The organism is Bacillus sp. AFS029533, from assembly GCF_002585125.1.
In the GTDB taxonomy this organism is placed as follows: Bacteria; Bacillota; Bacilli; order Bacillales; family Bacillaceae_G; genus Gottfriedia; species Gottfriedia luciferensis_B.
The window spans coordinates 1-23,837 of record NZ_NUQC01000015.1 but is presented as its reverse complement, the minus strand read 5'-3'; the positions used below and the strand labels follow the sequence as shown (position 1 = coordinate 23,837).

Genomic DNA, 23,837 nt, shown 5'->3' with positions numbered 1-23,837 from the left:
TTTTCATTATACATAATTATCAGAAAATTAAAATTAGGATAATTTCGACGAAAAACCACCAAGAATTTTGTTAGAATTTGTCGATTTCGGAAGAAACATTAATAAACCACATAAAAATTATCCAGAAATGAAATTGTGAAAAATGCATTGATTTCGCCTCGTTTTTTCACAATAATTGTAATTGTTACAAAATTCTATCAAAGAGGTGGGTTAATTGAAAAAGAAAGATTTGAAGTTTAGGAATAAAAAGATTGCTATTCCTGCGGTGTTATCATTGTCAGTTGTGTTAGGAGGAGTATTACCAACTGTAACAACATTTGGGGGTAGCGCCGCTAGCGCAGCAACTGTTTCTGAAGTAGTGAATAAGGATGAAATTGTAAAAAACTACCTTAATTCAAAAGTAGAAAATCAGCTCACAAAGTTAGCTAATATTGGAGAGCAATTTAAAATTGTAAGTGAACAAACTGATCCTTCAACTGGCACTTATCATGTACGTACGGTCGAGCAATACAAAGGAATTCCAATTTATGGTTCTGGTCAAACAGTTGCTTTAGATGCAGATAATAATGTGTACGCCTCGATCGGTAAAGTAACTCAGAATCTATCTCGAACTCTTATTCCTACTGAGGCATCTATTTCTGAAGAGGATGCAATTTCAACCGCTAAAGAAGACATTCAATCACAAATTGGTGAAGTTAAAAATTATGATGGAATTGACTCTCAATTAATGATTTACCCTTATAAAGGGAAATATTATTTAACTTATTTAGTAAAAGCATCTACTTCAGTACCTGCACCAGGTTACTTCCACTACTTTATAGATGCGATTAGTGGAGAAGTAATTGATCAGTACGATGCACTAGATGAAATTGATGCAACAACTCTTACTCCAGTAACTGGCAGAGGGTTAGACCTACATGGAAACATGCAATCTTTTACTGCCGTTAAAGATCCTTCAACCGGTACAAGCTATTTATATGGTGCTTCAGTTTACAATTCTAAAATTGTACCAATTACTACTTTCGACGCTCGTCGTATGGATGAAGTCGTTTTCCAACTTGGTGGCATTTTTGGATTTACAGGTTATGAAATATCGACGAATAGTCCAACTAATACATTCACTAATCCTGCTGCAGTATCTGCTGTATACAATTCAGATAAAGTGAACAAATACTATCAATATATTCATAAACGTAATAGTTTAGATAATAACGGAATGACATTAATTAACACAGTCCATGTTGGAGTAAAATGGAATAACGCTGCATGGAATGGGAGACAAATGGTATATGGTGATGGAGATGGTATAAAATTTAGTTCACTGGCTGGTGGTTTAGATGTAGCTGGCCATGAAATGACTCACGGCGTAATTGAACACTCAGCCGACTTAATTTATAAGAACGAATCTGGAGCTATTAATGAATCCCTAGCAGATGTCATGGGTAACTTTGCTCAAATGTATACTACAGGAGTTACTGAATGGGAACTTGGAGAAGATATCACAACACCGAACATTCCTGGTGACGGTGGGCTTCGTTCAATGAGCGATCCAGCTTCAAAAGCTACAAGATATATGGCTTCAGGTCACTATCCTGATACATACCAGGATCGCTATTTAGGTACTGAGGATAATGGAGGAGTACACATAAACAGTGGTATCAATAATAAAGCAGCTTACTTATTAACTCAAGGTGGCACAAATAATGGTATTACAATTAAAGGGATGGGTAGAACGAAAGCAGAAAAAATTTACTACCGTGCAATAACTCTTTACCTAACTCCTTCTTCTGGATTTAAAGAAATGAGAGAAGCTGCAATTCAGTCTGCTCGCGACTTATATCCAGATAAAAATGGCTTGCCTTCAGCAGAAACCCAAGCGGTTATGGATGCATATACTTCTGTAGGTGTAAACTAATAGTCGGAAAAACCATGAACTGTTGTTCATGGTTTTCTTTTTGTTATTATCGTTCATTTATTAATTGTTCATAGTTACATAAATTGATCAGTGAATATGTTTATCAATTTTACAAATAATATCCAACAGGAGGTGGAATATTATTGAAAACCCAACCAACAATTACAATTTCTAAGGACATTACTAGTAATTTAGAAAAATTAAAAGATGAGTTTTCAAATGTTTTTGATTTCAAAACTAGAAAAATCACATTCAATAATAAACCACTATGTATTGCTTTTATTGATACAATCTCGAACAAAGATATTATTAACGAAAAAATTATTAAAGTACTTTTAAATATTAAGCAAGGCAATATCATGACCGATCTACCTGTTTCAACTATTTCGACAACTAATTGTTTGAACGAAATACAAGAGGCTCTTACGAATGGAAATACAGTATTGTTAGTGGATAGTTCAAATGAAGCTTTTATCATAGATACTGTTTTATTCGAAGTAAGATCGACAAGTGAGCCTACAAATGAAAAAGTTGTTTCAGGTTCTCATGACGGTTTTGTTGAGAGCCTTAACAAAAATATAAATTTTCTAAGAAGTAGAATTAGAAGCTCAGATTTTAAAATAGAAGTTTTACCAATTGGTAGTCCTAGTACAAATGTTGGAATTTTATATTTAGATAATATCGTAAATAAAGATATTCTAGAAATTGTTAAATTCCGTATTAACTTGATTCAACTTGAAAATAACTTAACAACTGGTAAGTTAGAAGAATTTATTGAGGATAGTTCACTTTCACCATTTCCACAAATTCTAGAAACGGAGCGTCCTGACCGAGTTATTTCTAATTTATTTGACGGGAAAATTTGCGTAATAGTTGAAGGAAGTCCAACGGTTTCAATTATGCCAGCTTCTTTTTTTACTTTTTTCCAAACTCCTGATGACTATAATGGAAGAGTTTTAATAGGGACTTTTTTAAGGATTATTAGGCTATTTAGTTTTTTTCTATGTATAACTTTACCTGCAGTATACATATCTATTGTTTCATTTAGCTATGAAATTCTCCCATATGAATTAGTTACTACTATTCAAAACAGTATCGAATTTGTACCATTTTCTCCGTTTGTCGAAGCCATCATTATGCAATTAATATTGGAATTATTAAGAGAAGCATCTATTCGACTTCCAAGTCCAATTGCTCAAACAATCGGAATTGTCGGAGGACTTGTGATTGGAACAGCTATCGTAGAGGCAAATTTAGTATCGAATACAATGATAGTCGTCCTCGCCATTACAGCAGTTGCGTCATTTATTGTTCCTGTTCATGAAATGAGTTTTTCACTTCGGTTATTAAGTTTTCCAATGATTATTTTGGCATCAATTTATGGATTTGTAGGTATTATATTCGGTTTAACTCTTATTTTTATACATATAATTAAACTCGAGTCCTTTGGCACTCCCTATTTTTCACCTCTTGCACCGATTCGTTTAAAAGATTTAAAGGATGCTTTAATAAGGGTACCTAATTGGAAAATGAAAACTCGACCGACAAACGCACAGCCTATTGATACTATTCAATCAAAAGATACGAAAGGGTGGAAAAAATGATAATTAAGCAAAATGAGACTATTTCATCCTTTCAATTATTTTTTTATTTGGTAATCTCCCAATTAAACGTTGCAATTCTAACGTTACCAATGCATTTATATCGAGAAAGTGCTTATGATGGATGGATTTCCTTATTGCTTTCTTGCCTATATTCGATTTGTACTGTATTTCTATATTCATTTTTACTTAAGCGGTTTCCGAATTTAACAATTTTTGAAATTTGTTCGTATTTTTTTGGAAAATGGCTTGGTGGAATATTGAAAATTAGTTATATTTTATATTTTATTTTTATAGCTTATTTAATTAACCAATTTTATCTATTTATATTTAGTAAATGGGTTTTTCCAAACTCACCATCTTGGAGTATTTTACTTCTTTTATTTATAATTGGAATCTATCTAGGGAAAGAAAATATTCGAACTACGACTCGATTTTTCCAGTTATCTTTTTGGACAATTTTAATCATTTTTATTTTTAGTGTTGAAGCATTTCAACAAGTAGAATGGAAATTTTTACTCCCGGTTACTCAAGCTAATTTTTCTCAAATAGTAAAAGGAAGCTATAAGTCTTATGTTTTCTTACATGGTTTTGAGGGCCTTTTAGTTCTCTACCCATTTGTAAATAGCGCTCATAGGAAAACAATAAAAAGTACTGTTTTTTCTACATTATTTATTACAATGATCAATCTATTTACTGTCGTTTTATGCTTCATATTCTTTAGTAAAAAGGAAATGCGTTTAATTCCAGAACCGACAATTTATTTATTTAAAACCTTAACATTTTTTAAAGAACTAGAGCGACTAGATTTACTATTTCTTTCAGTTTGGTTTGTCATAATTGCCTCTTCCTATGTATCTTATTTAAGTTTGGCTAATATCGGAATCTCGAATTTAATTAGAAAAAATAGAATCTATTCTACTCTTACAATTTGCTTTCTTATCTTTTTAGTAGGTAATTTCGTACCAACTTCAAAAGGATTTATAGATATATTATTAAAAATTTTATCTATTTCTAGCTTTATTTTTATCGTTTTGATTCCATTGTTGATTTTATGTATTTCCCTTCTCTTTAAGCTTAAAAGTAAGGAAGTTAACGTGTCATGAAAAAAAATCATTACATTACTTTTTTATTAATCTTCTTTTTAACGGGTTGTTGGGATCAGCACTCCTTGAAAGACTCTGCACTTGTACTAAGTATTGCATTTGACCAACTTACTAACGACAGTATTAAGGCAACTGCAAGCGTAAGAACAAATATTTCAAAGGGTGACCAAACCGAAGCCACTAATTATATTATTAATGATCAAGGTGCTTCTGTAAGAGATGTACGAAACAATATTGATTACCAAATTCCTGGTAGTTTTTCTGCCAACAAATTACTAGTGATGCTTTTAGGGGAAAATATTGCAAAAAATAATTTGTATCCTTATTTTGATAACTTTTTCCGATTTATTAGAAGTCCTCTAACTTCACGAGTAGCAATCGTAAAAGGACAAGCTTCTAGTATTATTGAAATGAAAACTTACAAAGATATCTTTATTAGTGAGTCCCTTTCAGAAATGCTAGAAGCTGGTGAAAATATATCTGTTATTCCAAAAGAGACACAAGAGACCATTTATAAAAAAATGGATGATCCAGGCACTGATATAGTCCTCCCTTTTTTAGAAAAAACTGATGATGAAACAATAAAAATTAAAGGTGTAGCACTTTTAGAAAACAATCAATTTACTGGAAAAATATTAAATAATAAACAATCAAAATTATTGTTACTAATGCAAGACAAAAAAAATCATACAATGAGTTTGTCTGAACAATTGGGTAGTAACAATGAAGTTATCTCTTTTAAAGTAAAAAGTATAAAAAGAAACCTACAAATCAAAAATGAAAAGCAACCTAAAGTAAAGATCGACTTAAAAATAAAGATTGATTTAACCGAATTTACTGGCGAAGATTTAGCTAGTAATATTAAAAAAAAGGAAATAGAAAACAAAATTGCTGAAAATATCGAAAAGGAGTTAAAAGAAGTAGTTAGCATTCTTCAAGACGCTAATTGTGATGCATTAGGGATTGGCAGATATTTAATGGCCTACCATACAAATACATGGAATAAATTAAATTGGGAAAAAGATTATTCAAAAGTTCCCTTTGAGATCAGTACAAAGGTAATTATGTATACAAGTGGGATTATTTTATGATCGGTTAAAACAAGTAAAGTTTAGCAATCATTTTATTTACATGGCATAATCAGGAAAGCCCATTAACGGGCTTTTTTTGTTTTGCTTGTTCTATTGGTACTTCATTTTATTCTCATGTTCAGCGATTATTTCACTGACTCTCATGCTCTTGAGAACTATTTTTTTCGATCATGTTATATTTTGAACCATGAATGATATAGCAATCGAATAGCCTTTTCAATCTCTGCCTCTGATAAAATAGCAAATCCAAGTAAAACTGTATTTTTTGGATGATTCCCTTCGCTATAATACATTGAAACTGGATATACTTTAATACTATTTTCAGCCGCCCTTGTAATTAACTCTTCTTCTAACATTCCATTATGAACCTTTAATAAAATATGTAAGCCAGAATCTTCTCCTATCACTTCCACTTTATTAGAAAAGTACCTTTCTATCGCCGAAACAAGAACATCTCTCTTTTTTCTGTATACAACTCGCATTTTATGAATATGTTTTTCCCAATGTCCTTCGTTTAAAAATCTTCTAATGATTTCTTGATCAATTCTCGAAACACTTTGTGTATAAAATAAATATTGTGATTGATACAATTTAATTAGCTGTTTTGGCAACACCATATAACTCATTCGTAATGATGGGAGTAAAGCTTTTGAAAATGTTCCCATGTAAATTACGTTTCCCTCTATGTCAAGCCCCTGTAATGCTGGAATCGGCTTTCCAGAATAACGAAATTCACTGTCATAATCATCTTCAATAATATAACGTCCATACTCCTCTTGTGCCCATTGTAATAGTTGTCCTCTTCTTTTAATTGGCATAATCATTCCACAAGGAAATTGGTGAGACGGTGTAACGAAAATAACTTCCGCATTGCTAGCTTCTAAAGCTGCAATAGAGATCCCATCCTCATCAAGTGGAATCATTTGAACATTTTCTTCTCCCTTCTCAAAAACAACCAATTTTCGATGATACCCTGGATTTTCAACTGCAAAATGCTTTCCCTTTAGTAATTGAAACAATATTCTTATTAAAAATTGGGTTCCAGCTCCTATTACAATTTGACTCGATGAACATCTAACACCTCTTGATTCATATAAATATTTCGCAATCTCTTCACGCAAGTTCGATTCACCTTGAGGATGACCAAGAAATAGAAGATCCTTATTTTCTTGCTGCCATACCTCATTTGAGATTTTCCGATAGACAGCGAATGGAAATGACTTAGGATCTACACCCGTTTGTATAAAATCGTATTTATAAATCTGTTCTCCGTATGATACTTCTTTAACAAATTCTCTATTTTTATCAGTAAGCATTATTTGCTCAATTTCACATACAAAATAGCCCTTACGTGAAACGGATTCAATATATCCTTCTGCCAGAAGTTGTTCATATGCCGATTCAACTGTATTTTTACTTACTTCTAAATACATTGCTAACTTTCTTTTTGCTGGTAGCTTCGTCATAGGAGGTATTTTTCCACGTCTTATTTCTTCTTTTATATACCCATATAACTGTACATACAACGGCATTTTTGACTCAATATTTAAATTTGGTGTTAACTCTAACATGTAATCTGACCCCTTCATAAAATGTATTATTGATACTTTGTATAGTACCAGAGGTTATATATAATACTTTTTATCATGTAAATTGAATAAAAGCAATTTTTGAAAGGAGCATCATGATCATGCAAAACAGCAGACGTCTTGGACTATTTATGATTCTTACAGGAGCTACTCTATGGGGATTATCAGGTCCATTAATTCAGTGGTTTTTTCAACGTACGACAATATCATCTATCGACTATTTAGTCATTCGCCTCTTACTTGCTGGGGTCTTTATTTTATGTTTCTTACTTACAAAAAAACAAAATATATTTCGTATTTGGCAACAACCAGTTCATCTATTACATCTTATCATTTTCTCTATTCTCGGGATGCTTGGCGCACAATATGCTTTTATCGAAACTGTGCATATTAGTAACGCTGTGACTGCTACTCTTTTCCAATTTTTAGGGCCAGTGCTGATTACTATTTATGTTGCAATACAGAATAAAAAACTGCCTTCTACCTTGCAGGTATTAGCAATTTTCTCCGCACTGATCGGCACATACTTTATTATTACAAATGGATCAGCCCATAATATTGTCATGTCAAAGGAAACTATTTTATTCGGACTGTTAACAGCTATTGGTTTTACCTTCTATACACTACACCCTACTTCCCTTATTCAACAATGGGGGACGACTCTTATTATTGGCTGGGGTATGCTAATTGGAGGTATTGCATTATTTATTTACAATCATTCTTTTGAATGGAAGCAATTTTCACAAACCTTTACATTGTCAACATTCTCTTTGCTAATTTTAATTATTATAATAGGTACTCTTTCTTTTCTTCTCTACATCGGTAGCCTAAAATATTTATCAGCAACAGAGACTAGTATTTTATCTAGTATCGAACCGCTTGTAGCAACTATTGTTTCTATTACTTGGCTAAAGGAATCTTTCGGAGTATACCAATTACTAGGTGGTATATGTATCGTCATAGCAGTTATTTTTTTAACTATGCCAGAAAAAGTAACAAAATCAACATTCACAACTGAACAAATATAATGCCAAATGTAACTTCATTGAATGGAAAACATCTGTTTTTTGTAAATTGTAAAAAAGATGAAGGCCAAGAAAAATAAGCAAAAAAAAGCATACTTCCCGAATTTTCGTTGGTATGCTTACTTCATTATAAAATTATATTTATTAGTGCTTTAACATATATCCCCAAAGTAATAATGGTGTAATAAGAAAAGTGTAAAGTACTATTTGTAAAATAATTATTGGTTTTATTTCTTTAAAATCACTTACCCAAAACTTAGAAACTATTGCATATAATGCTAATTCTATTACAGGTCCAAATACAATTAACCATTTCATTTTAAAAATTTTGCTCCTTTTAGAAATTCTAAGATGCATATATTACAATCTCACTCTAAAATTATATCACAAAAAATAAATTATTTTACAAAAACAAAAAATCTGAAAATTTTAAAACACCCCACAATATTAAAGATGCTCTACCAGTTAATATTACATGATCAGCAGAGGTTTTTATTATTTTGAAGAAACCTTTTATTTACAACAAAAAAACAGAAAAACCCTTAAGGGGCTTTTCTGTTTTTCACTTCCTATCTATTCGTACTCCATTTTATTCAATTCTCCAGCTATCGTAACGCTTCCCTTATGATTGGTATCCACTTTCCTAACATCTTTATTACAATTTTCTGTTTTGTTTACAGGACCTGTTACCTTTGAAGTGCTAGATGCAGAAACACTTTTGTTTGGTTCATTGCTCGCCGGTTTTTCTGTGTCACCATAAGATGAACTCTTCTTGGTTTGAACAATCTTAGAAGCCGTGCTGGTAGGGGTCTGCACTTTTTTTGACGAAGTCTGTTCAGTGATTTTTCCACAATCCACAGATTGGGGAAAACACAAAAATTTTAGCCTTATAAATTTTGTAATAGTTTAACTATTAGTTATTTATACATGATATTATGAAAATGAAAGGTGGTGATATTGTGGTATGGTTTATTGTAATTGTAATAGTAATAATTGGTATAATACTTAAAATGAATAGCACTTCTAGCAATAACGAAGACAAACATTCTCCTGAAGAAATCGTAGAAATTGCAGAATTCGAACTTAAATTCAGGTCAGAATTTGCAAAAAATAAAATGTTACTAAAGATTGGTAAGATAACAGATAGACAATCAATGGAATGGTCAAAAAATTTATTGGAAGAACACAATGAAATTCAAAGAAAATACGATATAACAGAAGCAGAAATGTCTGCATACTATGAACTTGTATATTCTAAATCAAGCGTTTATCATAATTAAAATTATTTTAATCCTTAGTAAAACTAGGGATTTTTTCATAGTCCCTAATTTCCGGATAAACAAATACATATAGTAAAATCGCAGTAAATAAAACCAAAAATATTCTTTTGTTCACACTTCTGCACATCTTCCTCATGTTTCTACTCTAGACAAACCATATTTAAACGATAACGCATTTTGATCTTTTGTTGGAAGACTTTAGCGAGGTTGAGAAGAAATTCTTATTCAACTAACGCATTGCGTTAGTTGAATAACAAAATCCCATATGTTAGTAACATGGTCTGAAAAATAATATATATTATTATCACAACAATTACTATTGTAATAAAGAATTGTTTCCAACTAGTTGTAACTCCCATGCTATTATTTGAAATGTTTCATCAATGAATTAGACTAAATCTTTCTTTTCTATGTTTCGAATTGAATAGTACCCGATATACAAACCGAACAATCCTAGTGATAAAGGAACTCCTATAATTGAAAATAAGGTAAAATCCTCACTTGTTGAATTCAAAATTGTAGCGATAAGAATTGAAGATACAATGGTTGCAGGCGACGATTTACGATGCATGCCAAAGAACAGAGGAATAAGACTGATACCTGCTGTCGCAATAGCATTCATAAAAGCAGTCAATAAATGTCTTGATATATCTTCTAATTCGATCGATCCTGGAAGAATATTAAAATTCACTTCCGCTAAATTAACGAGGCCTTCTAGAAATAATGTCGAAAACAAAACGTTGACAAAAGTAAAAATAAAAACGATTGTTAACTTTGCGGAAATAATTTTTTTACGTTTAATGGGATAAGTGAATAATACATCTATTGATTTATTTCTAAATTCGTCTATTATTAATTTCACAATAAATACTGATGCAAAAATTGTAAACGTTGTCCGTACCATTGCACCTATTATGCTGGCCGCCATATCAAAACTTTCAATAGGTATTTTCTTACCATCTATCTCTGTAAAAAACATCATACTAAGAAGTGCAATAAATGCGATATTGCATATAGAAACAGCTTTCCAGTAGTGCCATAATTTAAATTTTTTTATTTCAAGATTAATAAGTTTAAGCATGGATCACGCCCCCATTGATCTTCTTTAAGAAATAATCTTCTAATGTATTATCTTTTTTATTGATTGACTCCACTAATACACCATTTAACACAAGGGCTTTAGATATCTTCCCTTGAGCCGTGTTCATGTCATAGATACGAATGGTAACATCATCGAGTATTTTAAAATTCGTTATGTACATTGATTCTTTTATGATGTATGACGCTTTTTTCACATCATCCGTTTTTAACTCTATATACTCTGTATTTTGAAGACGAATTGTCTCCATTAATACTTCCTCTACTAACTTTCCGTCCTTGATTACTCCGATGGTATCGGCAATTTGTTCGATTTCTCCAAGAATATGACTAGAGATTAATAGTGTCATTCCATAATCCTTACTTAACATTTGAAATAGATTTCGAAATTCCTTAATTCCTACAGGGTCTAAACCATTTGTTGGCTCATCTAAAATAAGGATTTCAGGCTTTGTAATAATTGCTCTAGCTAAGCCAAGCCTCTGCTTCATCCCTAAAGAGAAATCTTTGACAGCCTTTCCTTCAAAATTTTTTAGTTGTACCATGTCAAGAGCCGTGTCGATCGCACTTTTGTTGTAGTAACCCATATAATCGGAGTGTAGCTCTAAGTTTTCCCGTGCTGTTAACTTGTCATAAAAAACGGGATATTCAATTATGCTCCCCATGCGCTTCAATATTTCATAAGATTTTGGGGTTACTGTTTCGCCAGAAATAATAATTTCTCCACTCGTTGGTTTGATTAAGTTCATAATCATTTTCATAACGGTTGTTTTTCCTGCACCGTTCGGACCTAAGAAGCCATATATTTCGCCTTTTTTGACATGCATATTCACATTGGAAACGACCGTGGTACCTTTATAATTTTTAGTAAGATGATTTGTTTGAATTATATAGGTCATGTTTTTCCCTCCTTCATCTATTAATCTCATTCTATCGATGAATGTTTTCTTTTCTCTTAACCATTTCTTACAAAATTCTTAAGTTATTACAATTTCGATTAATACGTCATACGCTTCAATTCAATAGTGAAAGTGGTCTTGTGATTTGGGATGCTTTCTAATGAAATCTTTCCGCCCAGTTGTTCGACTAATCTTTTCGTTATAGTTAAACCTAATCCGCTACCTTGATAAAGTTTATTTCTTGAATCTTCCATTGTGTATAATCGTTCAAAGACTCGATCTTTACCATCTTCCAGAATGCCCTTTCCCCGATCGAAGACGTCTATATAAACCTTATCCTCTGTACTTCTTAGGTGTAACCCAATTACCTTTCCATCTGAACCATATTGAAGAGCATTAGAAATTAAATTATTTAAAATCCGCTCAACCGCTCCTTTATTTCCCCAAATAAATTTCTGTTCATTCGGAATATTAATAGATACGTCAAATTCTTTTTTTGTTAGTATCTCATAATAATCCAGAATTGTTTTTTTGCAAATCTCTCCTAATTCGATTTTGGACATTTCAAGATGAACATCATTGGATTCAAGTTTAACAAGATCAAAAAAGCGATTGATTAAATCTAAAACTTCTTCTGCTTTTAAATGAACAGTTTGTAATAAGGATTTTTCTTTTTCTTGATTAATAATTTCATCGTGTAAAATGATTTCAATATAACCTAGAATGACAGTAAGTGGCGTTTTTAAATCATGCGAGATATTCGAGAGCATTTTTCTCATTGAGCGTTCAACAGAATGAAAATTGGCCACTGTTTTCTGGTTGTGTTCTAAGAGGCGATTGATTTGAATTAATAATGATTTCATTTGAGAGTTGCTAGTGTAAAGTAGAACATTTTCATCAGTTTTTTGTTCAATGATGGATTGAAGCTTCTTTTTGACATAGGAAATTTCTTGATTCGAAACTCTTTGATGTTGAACTAAATAAATATTAAAAATTAAGGAAGCTGCTAGAAATAATACAAGAAGATAAATCATGTTAAAATTCCCCCAATTTATAGCCAATCCTCCATAAAGTCTTTAAATATTTAGGGTTTGAAGGATTATCTTCTATTTTTTCTCTGAGACGTCGAATATGCACATTAATAACATTTTCATCACCATAGTATTCTTCTTGCCAAACAAGGCTGTAAACTTGTGCTTTTGTAAATACTTGATTTGGTCTTGTAATAAAGAGTTTTAAGATATTAAACTCTTTTAACGTGAGCTTTACGTCATGACCACATTTTTTTACAGAATAATTTTTCATATCAATGATCAAATCACCTAGTTGAATAGTTTCTTCTTGGTAAGTCGGCTTAACCACTTGATTGGTTAAGTCCATATAATGTTTTTCTCTTCTAAGAATGGCTTTTACTCTAGCGACAAGTTCAATCATTGAAAAAGGCTTTGCAATGTAATCATCTGCACCGAACCCTAGACCTAACGCTTTATCAACGTCTTCTCCTTTTGCAGACATAATTAAAATTGGGATCATACTTTTGGTTCTAATAATCTTTAAGCATTCCATCCCATCAATTTTGGGAATCATAATATCAAGTAAAATTAAGTCAAAATTTTGTACTTCTACTATCTGTAATGCCTCTTCACCATCAAAGACGGTGGAAACTGCATATCCATGTTTCACCAAAGTATCCTTTATCATCTCACTAATGTAGTGATCATCTTCTACAATTAAGATTCGATTGATCATAATCCCATCCTCAACTTTTATTCTGGTTTTTCATAAAAACTATATTAATACACTAAAATACTCCCAAGATAAAAGTATCTAAGGAGTACTAGAATACAATATTTTACATGTAAATTTCTCCACTTTTTGAAATCCAGTAATTTTTATTTTTTTTGATATTTTCTACATTACACATTTTGTATGTGACTATTAAAAATAGTGGCAACCCTCTTATTGAACAAATAGTATAAAAAGACTCGACTGTTGGCTTATTAATTTTCAGGTTCAATTTTATATAAAATTTCGTTGTTTACACAATTTCTATCAAATATTTTCGTTTATAATTTTTATCGTGAGTACAGTTGGAAAACTTACATCTAATCGATAATTCCAAAAAGATCTTTGAATTCATTTTCAATGTTTTCTACAGAATCTATAATTTCTGATACTTTTTTATTAATTTTCATTCCTCAGCTCCCATTACTCATTTTATCTAATGTTCCATTTTAAATATTTTACCATAAATAACCAATTGTTTCCGAACTATTCTGCATACTAAAAGGGCTACTTAATAGCCCCTCGTCATCTTCAACTACCGCATGCGTTAGCTGAATAGCGTTTTTATCTTTATTTCTTTTCAAAAAAGAAACCTGTCCCATTTTCTTGCGATACAAACCCTTGTTTGGATGAACTTTTTTCCACCATATTTTGTTCTTCTACTGTTATAGTTGTGGTAATATCTTTTCCTTCAGCTGCATTACCTTCTCTATAATCTTGTTCCTCTCTTGTCACATGTTTGTATTGGTCTCCATTAGTCTGTGCATATACCTTTGTATGTTGGAAGTCTTTTGTAAATCCGATTGATAATGCTAAACCAATGGATAATACTAATTTTCTTTTCATAAATAAACCTCCTAATATATTTTACTGGAAAATAATTACAATTTGTTTTTATAAATAGAATAACACAATTAACATAAATAACTTGTCTAATATTGTTCAATTAAACTGCCATTATGTTGAATAAGAATCCAAATTCGCTTCACAACAAAAAAACCAGAAAAACCCTCTACCGGGGCTCTTCTGGTTTCACTTGCTAATGTAAACCAACTTCATCTTAGATCAATTATCCAGCGATTATTTCGCTGCCTTCTCATACTCCTGCTTGAAAAAGCTCTTCATAGAATGGAACACATCTGACTTTTGCTTTAAAATATAATAGCGAAATTTCTCGTCATTTATGTTTTTATACGCGGACATTAGCGTACTGTGTCGATTGTATTGGTTTACTTCTCCGTATCCGAACATATTGCTCACTTTCATTAATTCTTGAACTAATTTTACGCAGCGAGCATTATCAGATGTTAAATTATCTCCATCAGAGAAGTGGAATGGATAGATATTATATCTTTCAGGAGAATATTTGTATTCAATCACTTCTAAAGCTTTTCGATAAGCAGATGAACAGATTGTTCCTCCGCTTTCTCCTTTTGTGAAGAACTCTTCTTCTGTAACTACTTTTGCTTCTGTATGGTGTGCAATAAATTCGATATCAACTGATTCATATTTTGTTCGTAAAAATCTTGTCATCCAAAAGAAGAAGCTTCGTGCCATATACTTTTCCCATAAGCCCATACTTCCGCTCGTATCCATCATTGCGAGTACGACGGCTTTCGATTCTGGTTTTCTAATTTCATTCCATGTACGGAACTTTAAGTCTTCTGGAGATATAGGATAGAATGATGGCGTGCCACTCATTGCGTTACGTTTAAACGCAGACATCATTGTACGTTTTTTATCAATGTTACCCATTAATCCAGTTTTTCTAATGTCATTAAATTCAATATTTTCTACTGTATTTAAGTCTTGTTCTTTGCGTTTTAGATCCGGTAATTCTAACTGACTAAAAAGAGCTTCCTCTAATTCCATTAGTGAAACCTCTGCCTCATAATAATCTTCGCCTGATTCCTTACCTGCTCCTTGCCCTTTGCCAGCACCTTTTTGCGGCTGGCCACCTTGTGAACCATCTCTTGCCACTACATCGCCAACTTTACTGTCTCCAGTACCCTGACCAACGTGTTTATTTTTATCGTAGTTGTATCTAATCTTATACTCATCTAGTGACCGAATTGGAATTTTTACTACATCGCGCCCGTTTGACATGATGATGCTTTCTTCTGTGATCAAATCTGCTAAATTTTTTTTAATCGCCTCTTGTACCTTCTCTTGGTGGCGCTGTTGGTCGTCGTGTCCTTTACGATGGAGGGTCCAGTCTTCCTGTGAAATGGTAAAATTATGCTTTTGTTCATGTTCATTATTTTCATTACTCATTTTCTTTCCCTCCCTTACTTGTTATGATTTATTTTAAAAATAAAAAAATCGTCACACAGTAATGCTAAATTGCATAAACTAAATCGGTAGGTGATTTTCTACCCTTTTTTATGGATTACTCTATCATATGCAGAAGGACACAATAATTGACAATGTTTCTTCTAAATTTTACACCCATTTTTTCAGAAAATTGGACGAGTCCTTAAAAATAGATATATTTATATAAAAATTCCAATAAACTTTTGCCTTTAACTATATGTAAAATTACTTAAAAAAGAACAAAAAAATAAGTGGAAAACTAGTAAAAGTTCTCCACTTATTTTTATTTAAGGTAAATTATGACCCATTCCAGCTACGTAAATTCGTAACCATTGTTCCGCTGACATTCTTAACTTTGTAGACTCAACTGCTGTTTTAACACGTTCAATTTTACCAGACCCTACGATTGGCATCATTTTAGCAGGATGAGCTAATAACCATGCATACATTACTTCGTCGATTGAATTTGCGCCAATTTCACTAGAAATCTCTTCAAGCATTGCTCGAACTCGTACAGCTGATTCAGACTGACTAGTAAAAATTTGTCCACCTGCTAATGGGGACCAGATCATTGGAGCAATATCTTTTTCAAGTAATAAATCAATCGTTCCCTTTTCAAAATGCTCTAATTGCATTGGCGAAACTTCGATTTGATTTGTTACTAAAGGCATGTTTAGATATGCTTGTAATGCATTAAATTGAGATGGTAAAAAGTTTGATACTCCAAAGTAGCGTACTTTTCCTTCCGAATGAAGTTGATTAAACGCCTCTGCAATTTCCTTTGGATTCATAAACGGATTTGGTCTATGTATTAAAAGTAAATCGATATAATCTGTTTGTAGATTTTCCAGAGAATTATTAACACTCATAAGGATATGCTCTTTACTAGTATCATAATGATTCATTTTAAGTTCAGGGAACTTTGATGACTTTAACTTTATACCACATTTTGTAACGATTTGAATTTTTTCACGAAGCTCCGGTTTTAATGCTAGAGCCTTTCCAAAAATTTCTTCACAAGTATACCCACCGTAAATATCGGCATGATCAAATGTTGTAATTCCTAAATCAATACATTCTTCTATAAAAGTGACTAATTGTTCTGATGTCATTTTCCATTCAGATAAGCGCCATAAACCGTGAATAATTTGAGAAAACTCAAGATTTTCAGCTATTTGAATTCTTTTCATTTACACTATCTCACCTTTCTTTTTAATCATTATCCTCATTATAGGATAAACGTTATTAATTGCAAAAGAAAACGGCTATCTAATCGATAGCCGCTTAAACAATTTAACGGTTAAGTAATGAACCTACGTAGCGTAATAATTCGTTTGCTGATGTTGAGTTATAACCATATTCATCAACTAATCTGCTGACAACGTCATTAATTTTCTTTAATTGACGCTCGTCAGGAGTTTTTGTGGACGTCGTAATCTTCACAACATCCTTCAGATCCGAAAAAAGTTTCTTTTGGATTGCTTCTTTTAATCTTTCGTGTGAATTGTAATCAAAACGTTTACCTTTTCTTGCATATGCAGAGATTCTAATTAGTATTTCTTCACGGAATGCTTTCTTTGCATTCTCAGAGATACCAATTTGTTCTTCAATTGAACGCATCAACTTCTCATCTGGATTCATCTCTTCACCTGTTAAAGGATCACGAAGCTTATTCTTATTGCAATATGCTTCTACATTATCAAGATAATTATCCATAAGTGTTTTTGCAGACTCTTCATATGAATATACAAAAGCTTTTTGAACTTCTTGTTTTGCAATATCATCGTATTCTTTTCTTGCGATTGAGATAAAATTCATATAACGCTCACGATCTTCATTAGAAATAGATGGATGTTGATCTAAACCATCTTTTAATGAGCGTAATACATCCAGAGCATTAATTGAAGGAATCTCTTTTCGAATAATTGTAGATGAAATACGGTTAATGACATATCGTGGATCGATACCATGCATACCTTCATCTAAATATTCTTTCTTCAGCTCTTCTAAATCAACAGTGTTATAGCCTTCTACCATTTCACCATCATATAGACGCATCTTCTTAACTAAATCAATATCTCCTCGTTTTGGTTCTTTTAAACGAGTAAGAATTGTAAACATTGCTGCGACACGTAAAGTATGTGGAGCAATATGGACATTTGAAACATCACTTTCAGAGATCATTTTTTGATAAATTCTCTCTTCTTCGCTAACTCTTAAGTTATAAGGAATTGGCATTACGATTATTCGAGAATGAAGTGCTTCATTCTTCTTATTATTAATAAAGGATCTGTACTCTGTTTCATTCGTATGAGCAATGATTAACTCATCCGCAGAAATCAATGCAAAACGCCCTGCCTTAAAGTTTCCTTCCTGCGTCAGGGATAATAAGTGCCATAAAAACTTTTCATCACATTTTAACATCTCTTGGAATTCCATCATTCCACGGTTTGCTTTATTCAACTCACCATCAAACCGGTAGGCACGTGGATCTGACTCTGATCCAAATTGAGCAATTGTTGAAAAATCAATACTTCCTGTTAAATCTGCAATATCTTGTGATTTTGGATCAGACGGGCTAAAAGTCCCAATACCAACTCGACGATCCTCTGATAAAAATACTCTTTCTACCATAACATCTTCTATTCTTCCACCAAACTCTTGTTCAAGTCTCATTAAATTTAAAGGTGAAAGATTTCCTTCAATTCGAACTCCATATTCTTGGAAAAAATCATCTCTTAAATGGTTAGGAATTAAATGCAATGGATCTTCATGCATTGGGCAACCTTTAATAGCGTAGATTGCTCCTTGATCAGACCTTGAATAATTTTCTAAGCCTCTTTTTAACATCGTTACTAGTGTAGATTTACCACCACTTACAGGGCCCATTAACAATAAAATACGTTTTTTAACATCTAATCTCTTGGCAGCAGGATGGAAATATTCTTCCACGAGTCTCTCTAGCGCTTCTTCTAATCCATATAGGTTGTTATTAAAGAAACTGTAGGTTTTTTTACCATTCACTTCTTCAATACCTGCGTCTTTAATCATATTATAAATTCTAGAATGTGCAGTTTGTGCAACCAAGGGCTCCTCTTTTAGCATTTCAAGATACTCAGCAAAAGTGCCTTCCCATTTCAATCTTTGTTCCATGTCCCGGTGCTGCTCAAGTTTCTTTAAAATATCCATGGACAAGTACCTCCTTCTTCTCATCTGTAAGAGAGATTATTAAAGGATATGCAAGGATGTCCGTACTCATGCTATATCTTTGAGTAGGAAAATATATTTTATCGAAATCCAATTCTCATAAATTTACTTTCATATTTCTATGTTTTTTCTGTATAATAAGGTTTAGGGTGTTGGGAATTTTTCAATTGGGAGGATACATACTGATGAGACTAGTATTAATTTTATTAGTAACAGCATCATTCTTAGCAGCAATTTTCACAGGCGGCTATAATGACAAACCTGGACTGAAAAACAGATAATATTTTTTAAAGGATGCTTCTAAACGCGGATCTTAATTTTATTTAGACCGTTTTAACGGAAGCATCTTTTTTATTTGTGTACTCTTTGATCGGATCTTAATTTAATAAAAAAAATCACCTAAATGGTGACTTTTATTACTTAGAATAATCCTTTACCTTTAACAATTCACGGAAATCTTGCTGACGCAAAGCTTCGTAAATTAAAATTGCAGCTGTATTTGATAAATTTAGAGATCTAATATGATCTGTCATTGGTATGCGTAAACAAGTTTCCATGTTTTTTTCAATTAACTCTTTCGGAAGTCCTGTTGTTTCTCTACCAAATACAAAGAAAATCTCTTCATCTAAATTTGTATAATCAAAGTTTGAATATGTTTTTTCCCCAAATTTAGTTATAAAGTAAAATTTTCCGTCTTTATATTTATCAAATAAATCGTCCAAAGAATCATGATAATGGATATCTACATGCTCCCAATAATCAAGACCAGCTCTTTTTAACATTTTATCATCAGTTGAAAAACCTAACGGACGGATTAAATGCAAACTTGTATCTGTTCCTGCACAAGTACGTGCAATATTTCCTGTATTTGCTGGAATTTGTGGTTGATATAATACAACGTGTATTCCCATCTTTTTCACCTCTATATTGTTTCAATGCTTTATATTATACCAAATTCGTAATTAATAAGGTATTATTCCATTGGAGGGTTAGAAAAATCATCAACGAAGTGAAAAAACTTATACTTAATATTCTCCGTAAAAGCAGAAGAATCATAGTATGACCAATATCTTTTACGGCTATTTACTGTATGTGCATTCACTAACGGTTCACCATTTTCATCCTTAGCAACAACGATTGTACAATGATTCCATACACCATCACCTTCGAAATCATATACGATAATATCCCCCAATGTAAGATCTTTTGGAGAAGGCACCTCTTCTGCTTTAATTCCAGTTTTAGGTGAAGGTAAAAATCTTCTTAATGCGTGAGCAACTCTCCAGCTATAACTACTATTAGAATGATTTTTATACCACCACCCTGTCCCTGGTTTTGGCATTCCAACCATTCGAATGCCTCCAGCCCTTAAACATTGGGATATAAAATTAGTACAATCATTTGCATACAATGGATATTCTTTATTATGGCCATCCCACCAGGTTTCAGCATATTTAACAGCATTAAATCGGTTATATCTGTTATTTCGATCTAATGATTCATTTTCACTTAAATCGTCTTCTTCGAGTTCAAAATTTTCAACTTGATTATCAATTGGGAATGGTATGTCATATAAGATTTCATTATTTTCAATCGCGATCTGTCTTTCATGTTGATCCTCTTCAAAATATAAATCAGTTTGCTTTAAAAAATATCGCGTATGGAATGTATAATTTATATACGTTACGTCCTGATCAGTCCAAATATTGTTTACATCAAGATTTCCATATACTTTCACTAAAGAAATATTACGCTTATTATATAATTCAACTTTACGCCGGATTGCCTGATATTCTTTTTCTTGAATAGGATGACTTCGATGTCCTTCACCAAAATAAAGTTGTAATCGTTCTTTTAAATAACACTCTAAAAGTTCACGATTAAACAAGATAATCCCCCTTTTCAACATATATTCTTATTCTATACGATGTTGAAAAATAAGAGATTATACCACTCAATATTGATTACCTTGACAGAACAGCATTAATTTCCTTTAATACAATCTCGTCTTGCTCTTTTTGCAAACAACTTTCAATAAATGGTGTACTATTCTTTCCCTCAATCTCAAAAATAGCCCAAATAGCTGTACCTCTAATTACTGGCCTTGCATCTTTTTTCGCTAATTCCTTTAAATCATCTAATGCCGATTCATCTTTAAAATGTGCTAAAGCAATGATGGCATTTCGCTGAATAGGATTCTTTCCTCTCCAAGACCCAGACATTTGGCCAAACTGACTTTTAAACTCTCGGTTACTTACCTTTAATACAGAGCGTAATAATGGTTTTACAGTTTCCGGATCAGGTTCCATCTCAGTATGATGAGTAAAATTAATACCTTTATTTTTAGGACAAACTGTCTGACATGTATCGCATCCATATATACGATTTCCCAGCTCTTTTCGAAATTCAACAGGAATCATCTCTTTTGATTGTGTTAAAAAAGCAATACAATTTTTAGCATTTAATTGACCTGGAGAAACAATCGCACTTGTTGGACAAACATCAATGCATTTTGTACACTCTCCACACTGTTCCTCAATAGGCGAATCTGGTTCAAAAGGCAGTGATGTAATCATTTCCCCTAAATACACATATGAACCGAATTCTGGTGTAATAATTGAACAATTTTTAGCACTCCAACCTATACCAGCTCGCTCAGCCACAGCTCGATCTACTAGCTCACCAGTATCAACCATCGACTGAACATTTGCATTTGGATAATGTAATAATATAAATGACTCAAGCTGAAGTAATTTCTTTTTTACAACTACATGGTAATCTTCCCCCCACGAAGCCCTACAAAAAATTCCTCTTGTAGATCCTTTTTTACTTTTAGGAGGATTTTTTAATTTAGATGGATACGCTAAAGCAATTGCAATAATTGAATTAGCTTCTGTCATAATTTTTCTTGCATCTACTCTTCGTTCAATATCCTTTGTTTCAAAACCCGATTGATAATTTAATTCCTGCTGCCTATATAACCGATTTTTTAATGTTAAAAATGGATCAACCGTCGTAAATCCTATCTTATCTATTCCAATTTCTTTACTATATGAAATCAATTTTTTTTGAAATTCTTTTATATTCACAAGGAATCACCTAACTGCCTGTTAATTTACAAATTATAATTACTATTCTAGTCAGAAAATTATTTCTTTATCTAATTATGTCACAAAAGTCTTTAATAATAGACTTTTTAATATAAAAAAACGCAATGTATCGTTCTTCGAATGAATCAATACACTGCGTTGTTATCAAGTTATAAGTGCTAAACTACTAATACAAATGTAATATGTATTTAGTAGGTTTTAATGAACTTGTTATTAAATTTATCATATATATGTCACAAATTCAAGAATAAAATCATTTTTTGTCGAAAGAGTTCAAGCTTGATTTATAAAACCGTCGAGAGTAGAAAATCTTTATAGAGGTAAAAAATAGCGGATGACGTGAGTAAGTAAAAGATCAATATTCAACAGTACTTTTATTCATTATCTATTAGCAGAGAATATGAAAGATTTGTAGAAATTTGAATGAAGGTATAATGTATTTTCCCATAGAATTCTTCTTTATAGGTGTTTAAATATAGGAGGAGAGTAACTATGTCAGATCCTTTAGTAAATGAAGATAAAAATCCTTTGGTCGAAAGTTTCGAAGGTGTATGTAGTTTGATTGAAGAAACAAACGACAGGATTGATTTCACACAGGATACAATTAAGGAACTTGATCGATACAATAATGAGAAATTAAAAGATGCAAAACAATTTACGATTAAAGTAGCTGCTGCAAGCCTACTAATAGCAACAACTGGTTTAGTAGTTACTTTAGCAAATAAAAGAAAACCTAAACAATTTGATTGGCTTGCGTCTAAGCAAAAACGTAAGTATGTAAAAATGTAAAATACGCACTTCTAAATGAATCATAGTCACATAAAGAAGGCAGCGACCATTGTTATAGTCGCTGCCTTTCTTTATGATGTTCCTTAAAACAATAAGAAGACAATTAGATAATGCCTAATGAAGAAGAATTAACCTACAAAAAAAGGATTCTGCATCTCTGCAAAATCCTCTTCTCTGATTACAATATAGCGGTGACAGGACTTGAACCTGCACATCCGTGAAGATACCTGATTTTGAGTCAGGCGTGTCTGCCATTCCACCACACCGCCAAAAAGTTATAAAATAATTATAATATATGAAAGACAAATTGTCCATCAAATCTGTAATTAAAAACCTCTTACAAAAGTAAGAGGTTTAATGATACCGAGGGCCGGACTCGAACCGGCACGGGGTCAACCCCCGCAGGATTTTAAGTCCTGTGTGTCTGCCATTCCACCACCCCGGCAGAAGTAAATTAAAAGGCGGTAACCGGATTTGAACCGATGATAAAGGTTTTGCAGACCTCTGCCTTACCACTTGGCTATACCGCCATATTTGGAGCGGAAGACGGGGTTCGAACCCGCGACCCCAACCTTGGCAAGGTTGTATTCTACCACTGAACTACTTCCGCATAAATGGCTGGGCTACCTGGATTCGAACCAGGGCATGACGGAATCAAAATCCGTTGCCTTACCGCTTGGCTATAGCCCATTAATTAAGAACTTTATATACTATATTCAATTTACTATAAATTATAATACTTACTTGAGTAATCGTTACAACAATTTAAATGGGGCGACCGATGGGAATCGAACCCACGAGTGTCGGAACCACAATCCGATGCGTTAACCACTTCGCCACGACCGCCATTATTGTATTATTTGGCAGGGGCAGTAGGAATCGAACCCACACCAAAGGTTTTGGAGACCTCTATTCTACCGTTAAACTATGCCCCTATAAAATGGTGGAGGGGGACGGATTCGAACCGCCGAACCCACAGGGAGCGGATTTACAGTCCGCCGCGTTTAGCCACTTCGCTACCCCTCCGGT

General features: G+C 32.6%; 21 protein-coding genes and 8 tRNA genes. 7 read left to right on the top strand and 22 right to left on the bottom strand.

What is annotated here, in order from left to right; all coding sequences use genetic code 11:
- Nucleotides 1-214 precede the first annotated feature (214 nt).
- The 4 genes from COE53_RS07820 to COE53_RS07805 all read left to right on the top strand — a co-directional run bounded on the left by COE53_RS07820 (nt 215) and on the right by COE53_RS07805 (nt 5,713).
- On the top strand, nt 215-1,915 hold the full coding sequence (locus COE53_RS07820; RefSeq protein ID WP_069033154.1) for a M4 family metallopeptidase: 1,701 nt from the start codon (nt 215-217) through the stop codon (nt 1,913-1,915).
- A 143-nt stretch (nt 1,916-2,058) separates the two neighbouring features.
- Entirely contained in the window at nt 2,059-3,519 is a 1,461-nt protein-coding gene (locus COE53_RS07815; protein ID WP_180242400.1) for a spore germination protein, read from the top strand.
- Nucleotides 3,516-4,622 carry a GerAB/ArcD/ProY family transporter gene (locus COE53_RS07810; RefSeq protein WP_091023973.1) on the top strand — a complete coding sequence of 369 codons (1,107 nt, stop codon included), beginning with the start codon at nt 3,516-3,518 and terminating at the stop codon, nt 4,620-4,622. The genes COE53_RS07815 and COE53_RS07810 overlap by 4 nt, the downstream gene beginning before the upstream one ends.
- Nucleotides 4,619-5,713, top strand: a complete 1,095-nt coding sequence (locus tag COE53_RS07805) for a Ger(x)C family spore germination protein (protein ID WP_098947673.1) — start codon at nt 4,619-4,621, stop codon at nt 5,711-5,713. Before COE53_RS07810 ends, COE53_RS07805 begins: the two co-directional genes overlap by 4 nt.
- 173 nt (nt 5,714-5,886) lie before the next feature.
- On the opposite strand, the gene pdxR is transcribed toward COE53_RS07805, so the two are convergent.
- Nucleotides 5,887-7,284 (bottom strand): MocR-like pyridoxine biosynthesis transcription factor PdxR, encoded by a 1,398-nt coding sequence (gene pdxR, locus COE53_RS07800; protein ID WP_098947671.1) that lies wholly within the window; start codon nt 7,282-7,284, stop codon nt 5,887-5,889.
- Nucleotides 7,285-7,403: 119 nt separating this feature from the next.
- Here pdxR and COE53_RS07795 point away from each other — a divergent pair, with 119 nt between their 5' ends.
- Complete coding sequence (locus COE53_RS07795; protein ID WP_069033149.1) at nt 7,404-8,330, top strand: DMT family transporter; 927 nt, start codon at nt 7,404-7,406, stop codon at nt 8,328-8,330.
- Nucleotides 8,331-8,471: 141 nt separating this feature from the next.
- Here COE53_RS07795 and COE53_RS23895 read toward each other — a convergent pair whose 3' ends face one another.
- Complete coding sequence (locus COE53_RS23895) at nt 8,472-8,645, bottom strand: hypothetical protein (RefSeq protein ID WP_158095150.1); 174 nt, start codon at nt 8,643-8,645, stop codon at nt 8,472-8,474.
- A 641-nt stretch (nt 8,646-9,286) separates the two neighbouring features.
- On the opposite strand from COE53_RS23895, the gene COE53_RS07785 reads away from it, so the two are divergent.
- On the top strand, nt 9,287-9,607 hold the full coding sequence (locus tag COE53_RS07785; protein WP_069033147.1) for a hypothetical protein: 321 nt from the start codon (nt 9,287-9,289) through the stop codon (nt 9,605-9,607).
- A gap of 388 nt (nt 9,608-9,995) precedes the next feature.
- On the opposite strand, the gene COE53_RS07780 is transcribed toward COE53_RS07785, so the two are convergent.
- The 12 genes from COE53_RS07780 to queG all read right to left on the bottom strand — a co-directional run bounded on the left by COE53_RS07780 (nt 9,996) and on the right by queG (nt 21,998).
- On the bottom strand, nt 9,996-10,688 hold the full coding sequence (locus tag COE53_RS07780) for an ABC transporter permease (protein WP_069033146.1): 693 nt from the start codon (nt 10,686-10,688) through the stop codon (nt 9,996-9,998).
- The gene (locus COE53_RS07775; RefSeq protein ID WP_069033145.1) at nt 10,681-11,604 is read right to left on the bottom strand and encodes an ABC transporter ATP-binding protein; all 924 of its coding nucleotides are present in this window, start codon (nt 11,602-11,604) and stop codon (nt 10,681-10,683) included. The genes COE53_RS07780 and COE53_RS07775 overlap by 8 nt, the downstream gene beginning before the upstream one ends.
- Before the next feature lie 98 nt (nt 11,605-11,702).
- On the bottom strand, nt 11,703-12,638 hold the full coding sequence (locus tag COE53_RS07770; protein WP_069033144.1) for a sensor histidine kinase: 936 nt from the start codon (nt 12,636-12,638) through the stop codon (nt 11,703-11,705).
- Between the two features lies 1 nt (nt 12,639).
- Nucleotides 12,640-13,353, bottom strand: a complete 714-nt coding sequence (locus COE53_RS07765; protein ID WP_098947669.1) for a response regulator transcription factor — start codon at nt 13,351-13,353, stop codon at nt 12,640-12,642.
- A 494-nt stretch (nt 13,354-13,847) separates the two neighbouring features.
- Nucleotides 13,848-13,973: a hypothetical protein gene (locus COE53_RS24285; protein ID WP_286162545.1), complete on the bottom strand. Its 126-nt coding sequence runs from the start codon at nt 13,971-13,973 to the stop codon at nt 13,848-13,850.
- Nucleotides 13,960-14,235 carry a hypothetical protein gene (locus tag COE53_RS07760; protein WP_098947667.1) on the bottom strand — a complete coding sequence of 92 codons (276 nt, stop codon included), beginning with the start codon at nt 14,233-14,235 and terminating at the stop codon, nt 13,960-13,962. Before COE53_RS07760 ends, COE53_RS24285 begins: the two co-directional genes overlap by 14 nt.
- A gap of 234 nt (nt 14,236-14,469) precedes the next feature.
- Nucleotides 14,470-15,663 carry a sporulation protein YhbH gene (yhbH, locus tag COE53_RS07755; RefSeq protein ID WP_025671718.1) on the bottom strand — a complete coding sequence of 398 codons (1,194 nt, stop codon included), beginning with the start codon at nt 15,661-15,663 and terminating at the stop codon, nt 14,470-14,472.
- Nucleotides 15,664-15,989: 326 nt separating this feature from the next.
- Entirely contained in the window at nt 15,990-16,892 is a 903-nt protein-coding gene (locus COE53_RS07750; RefSeq protein ID WP_098947665.1) for an aldo/keto reductase, read from the bottom strand.
- 103 nt (nt 16,893-16,995) lie between these two features.
- Nucleotides 16,996-18,891, bottom strand: coding sequence for a PrkA family serine protein kinase (locus COE53_RS07745; protein ID WP_069033140.1), 1,896 nt, complete (start codon nt 18,889-18,891; stop codon nt 16,996-16,998).
- 434 nt (nt 18,892-19,325) lie between these two features.
- Nucleotides 19,326-19,820, bottom strand: a complete 495-nt coding sequence (gene trmL / locus COE53_RS07740; RefSeq protein ID WP_056467857.1) for a tRNA (uridine(34)/cytosine(34)/5-carboxymethylaminomethyluridine(34)-2'-O)-methyltransferase TrmL — start codon at nt 19,818-19,820, stop codon at nt 19,326-19,328.
- A gap of 62 nt (nt 19,821-19,882) precedes the next feature.
- Nucleotides 19,883-20,797, bottom strand: coding sequence for an amidase domain-containing protein (locus COE53_RS07735; RefSeq protein WP_175403469.1), 915 nt, complete (start codon nt 20,795-20,797; stop codon nt 19,883-19,885).
- Between the two features lie 76 nt (nt 20,798-20,873).
- Nucleotides 20,874-21,998 carry a tRNA epoxyqueuosine(34) reductase QueG gene (gene queG, locus COE53_RS07730; RefSeq protein WP_069033138.1) on the bottom strand — a complete coding sequence of 375 codons (1,125 nt, stop codon included), beginning with the start codon at nt 21,996-21,998 and terminating at the stop codon, nt 20,874-20,876.
- 513 nt (nt 21,999-22,511) lie between these two features.
- Here queG and COE53_RS07725 point away from each other — a divergent pair.
- Nucleotides 22,512-22,808 (top strand): hypothetical protein, encoded by a 297-nt coding sequence (locus COE53_RS07725; protein WP_069033137.1) that lies wholly within the window; start codon nt 22,512-22,514, stop codon nt 22,806-22,808.
- A gap of 186 nt (nt 22,809-22,994) precedes the next feature.
- On the opposite strand, the gene COE53_RS07720 is transcribed toward COE53_RS07725, so the two are convergent.
- The 8 genes from COE53_RS07720 to COE53_RS07685 all read right to left on the bottom strand — a co-directional run bounded on the left by COE53_RS07720 (nt 22,995) and on the right by COE53_RS07685 (nt 23,834).
- Nucleotides 22,995-23,077, bottom strand: a tRNA-Leu gene (locus COE53_RS07720).
- Nucleotides 23,078-23,169: 92 nt separating this feature from the next.
- Nucleotides 23,170-23,253, bottom strand: a tRNA-Leu gene (locus COE53_RS07715).
- A 14-nt stretch (nt 23,254-23,267) separates the two neighbouring features.
- Nucleotides 23,268-23,338 (bottom strand) — tRNA-Cys (locus COE53_RS07710).
- Nucleotides 23,339-23,343: 5 nt separating this feature from the next.
- Nucleotides 23,344-23,418: transfer RNA gene (locus COE53_RS07705), tRNA-Gly, on the bottom strand.
- Nucleotides 23,419-23,423: 5 nt separating this feature from the next.
- Nucleotides 23,424-23,498: transfer RNA gene (locus COE53_RS07700), tRNA-Gln, on the bottom strand.
- 80 nt (nt 23,499-23,578) lie between these two features.
- Nucleotides 23,579-23,654: transfer RNA gene (locus tag COE53_RS07695), tRNA-His, on the bottom strand.
- A gap of 15 nt (nt 23,655-23,669) precedes the next feature.
- Nucleotides 23,670-23,743, bottom strand: a tRNA-Trp gene (locus COE53_RS07690).
- A gap of 6 nt (nt 23,744-23,749) precedes the next feature.
- A tRNA-Tyr gene (locus tag COE53_RS07685) sits at nt 23,750-23,834 on the bottom strand.
- Nucleotides 23,835-23,837: the final 3 nt, after the last annotated feature.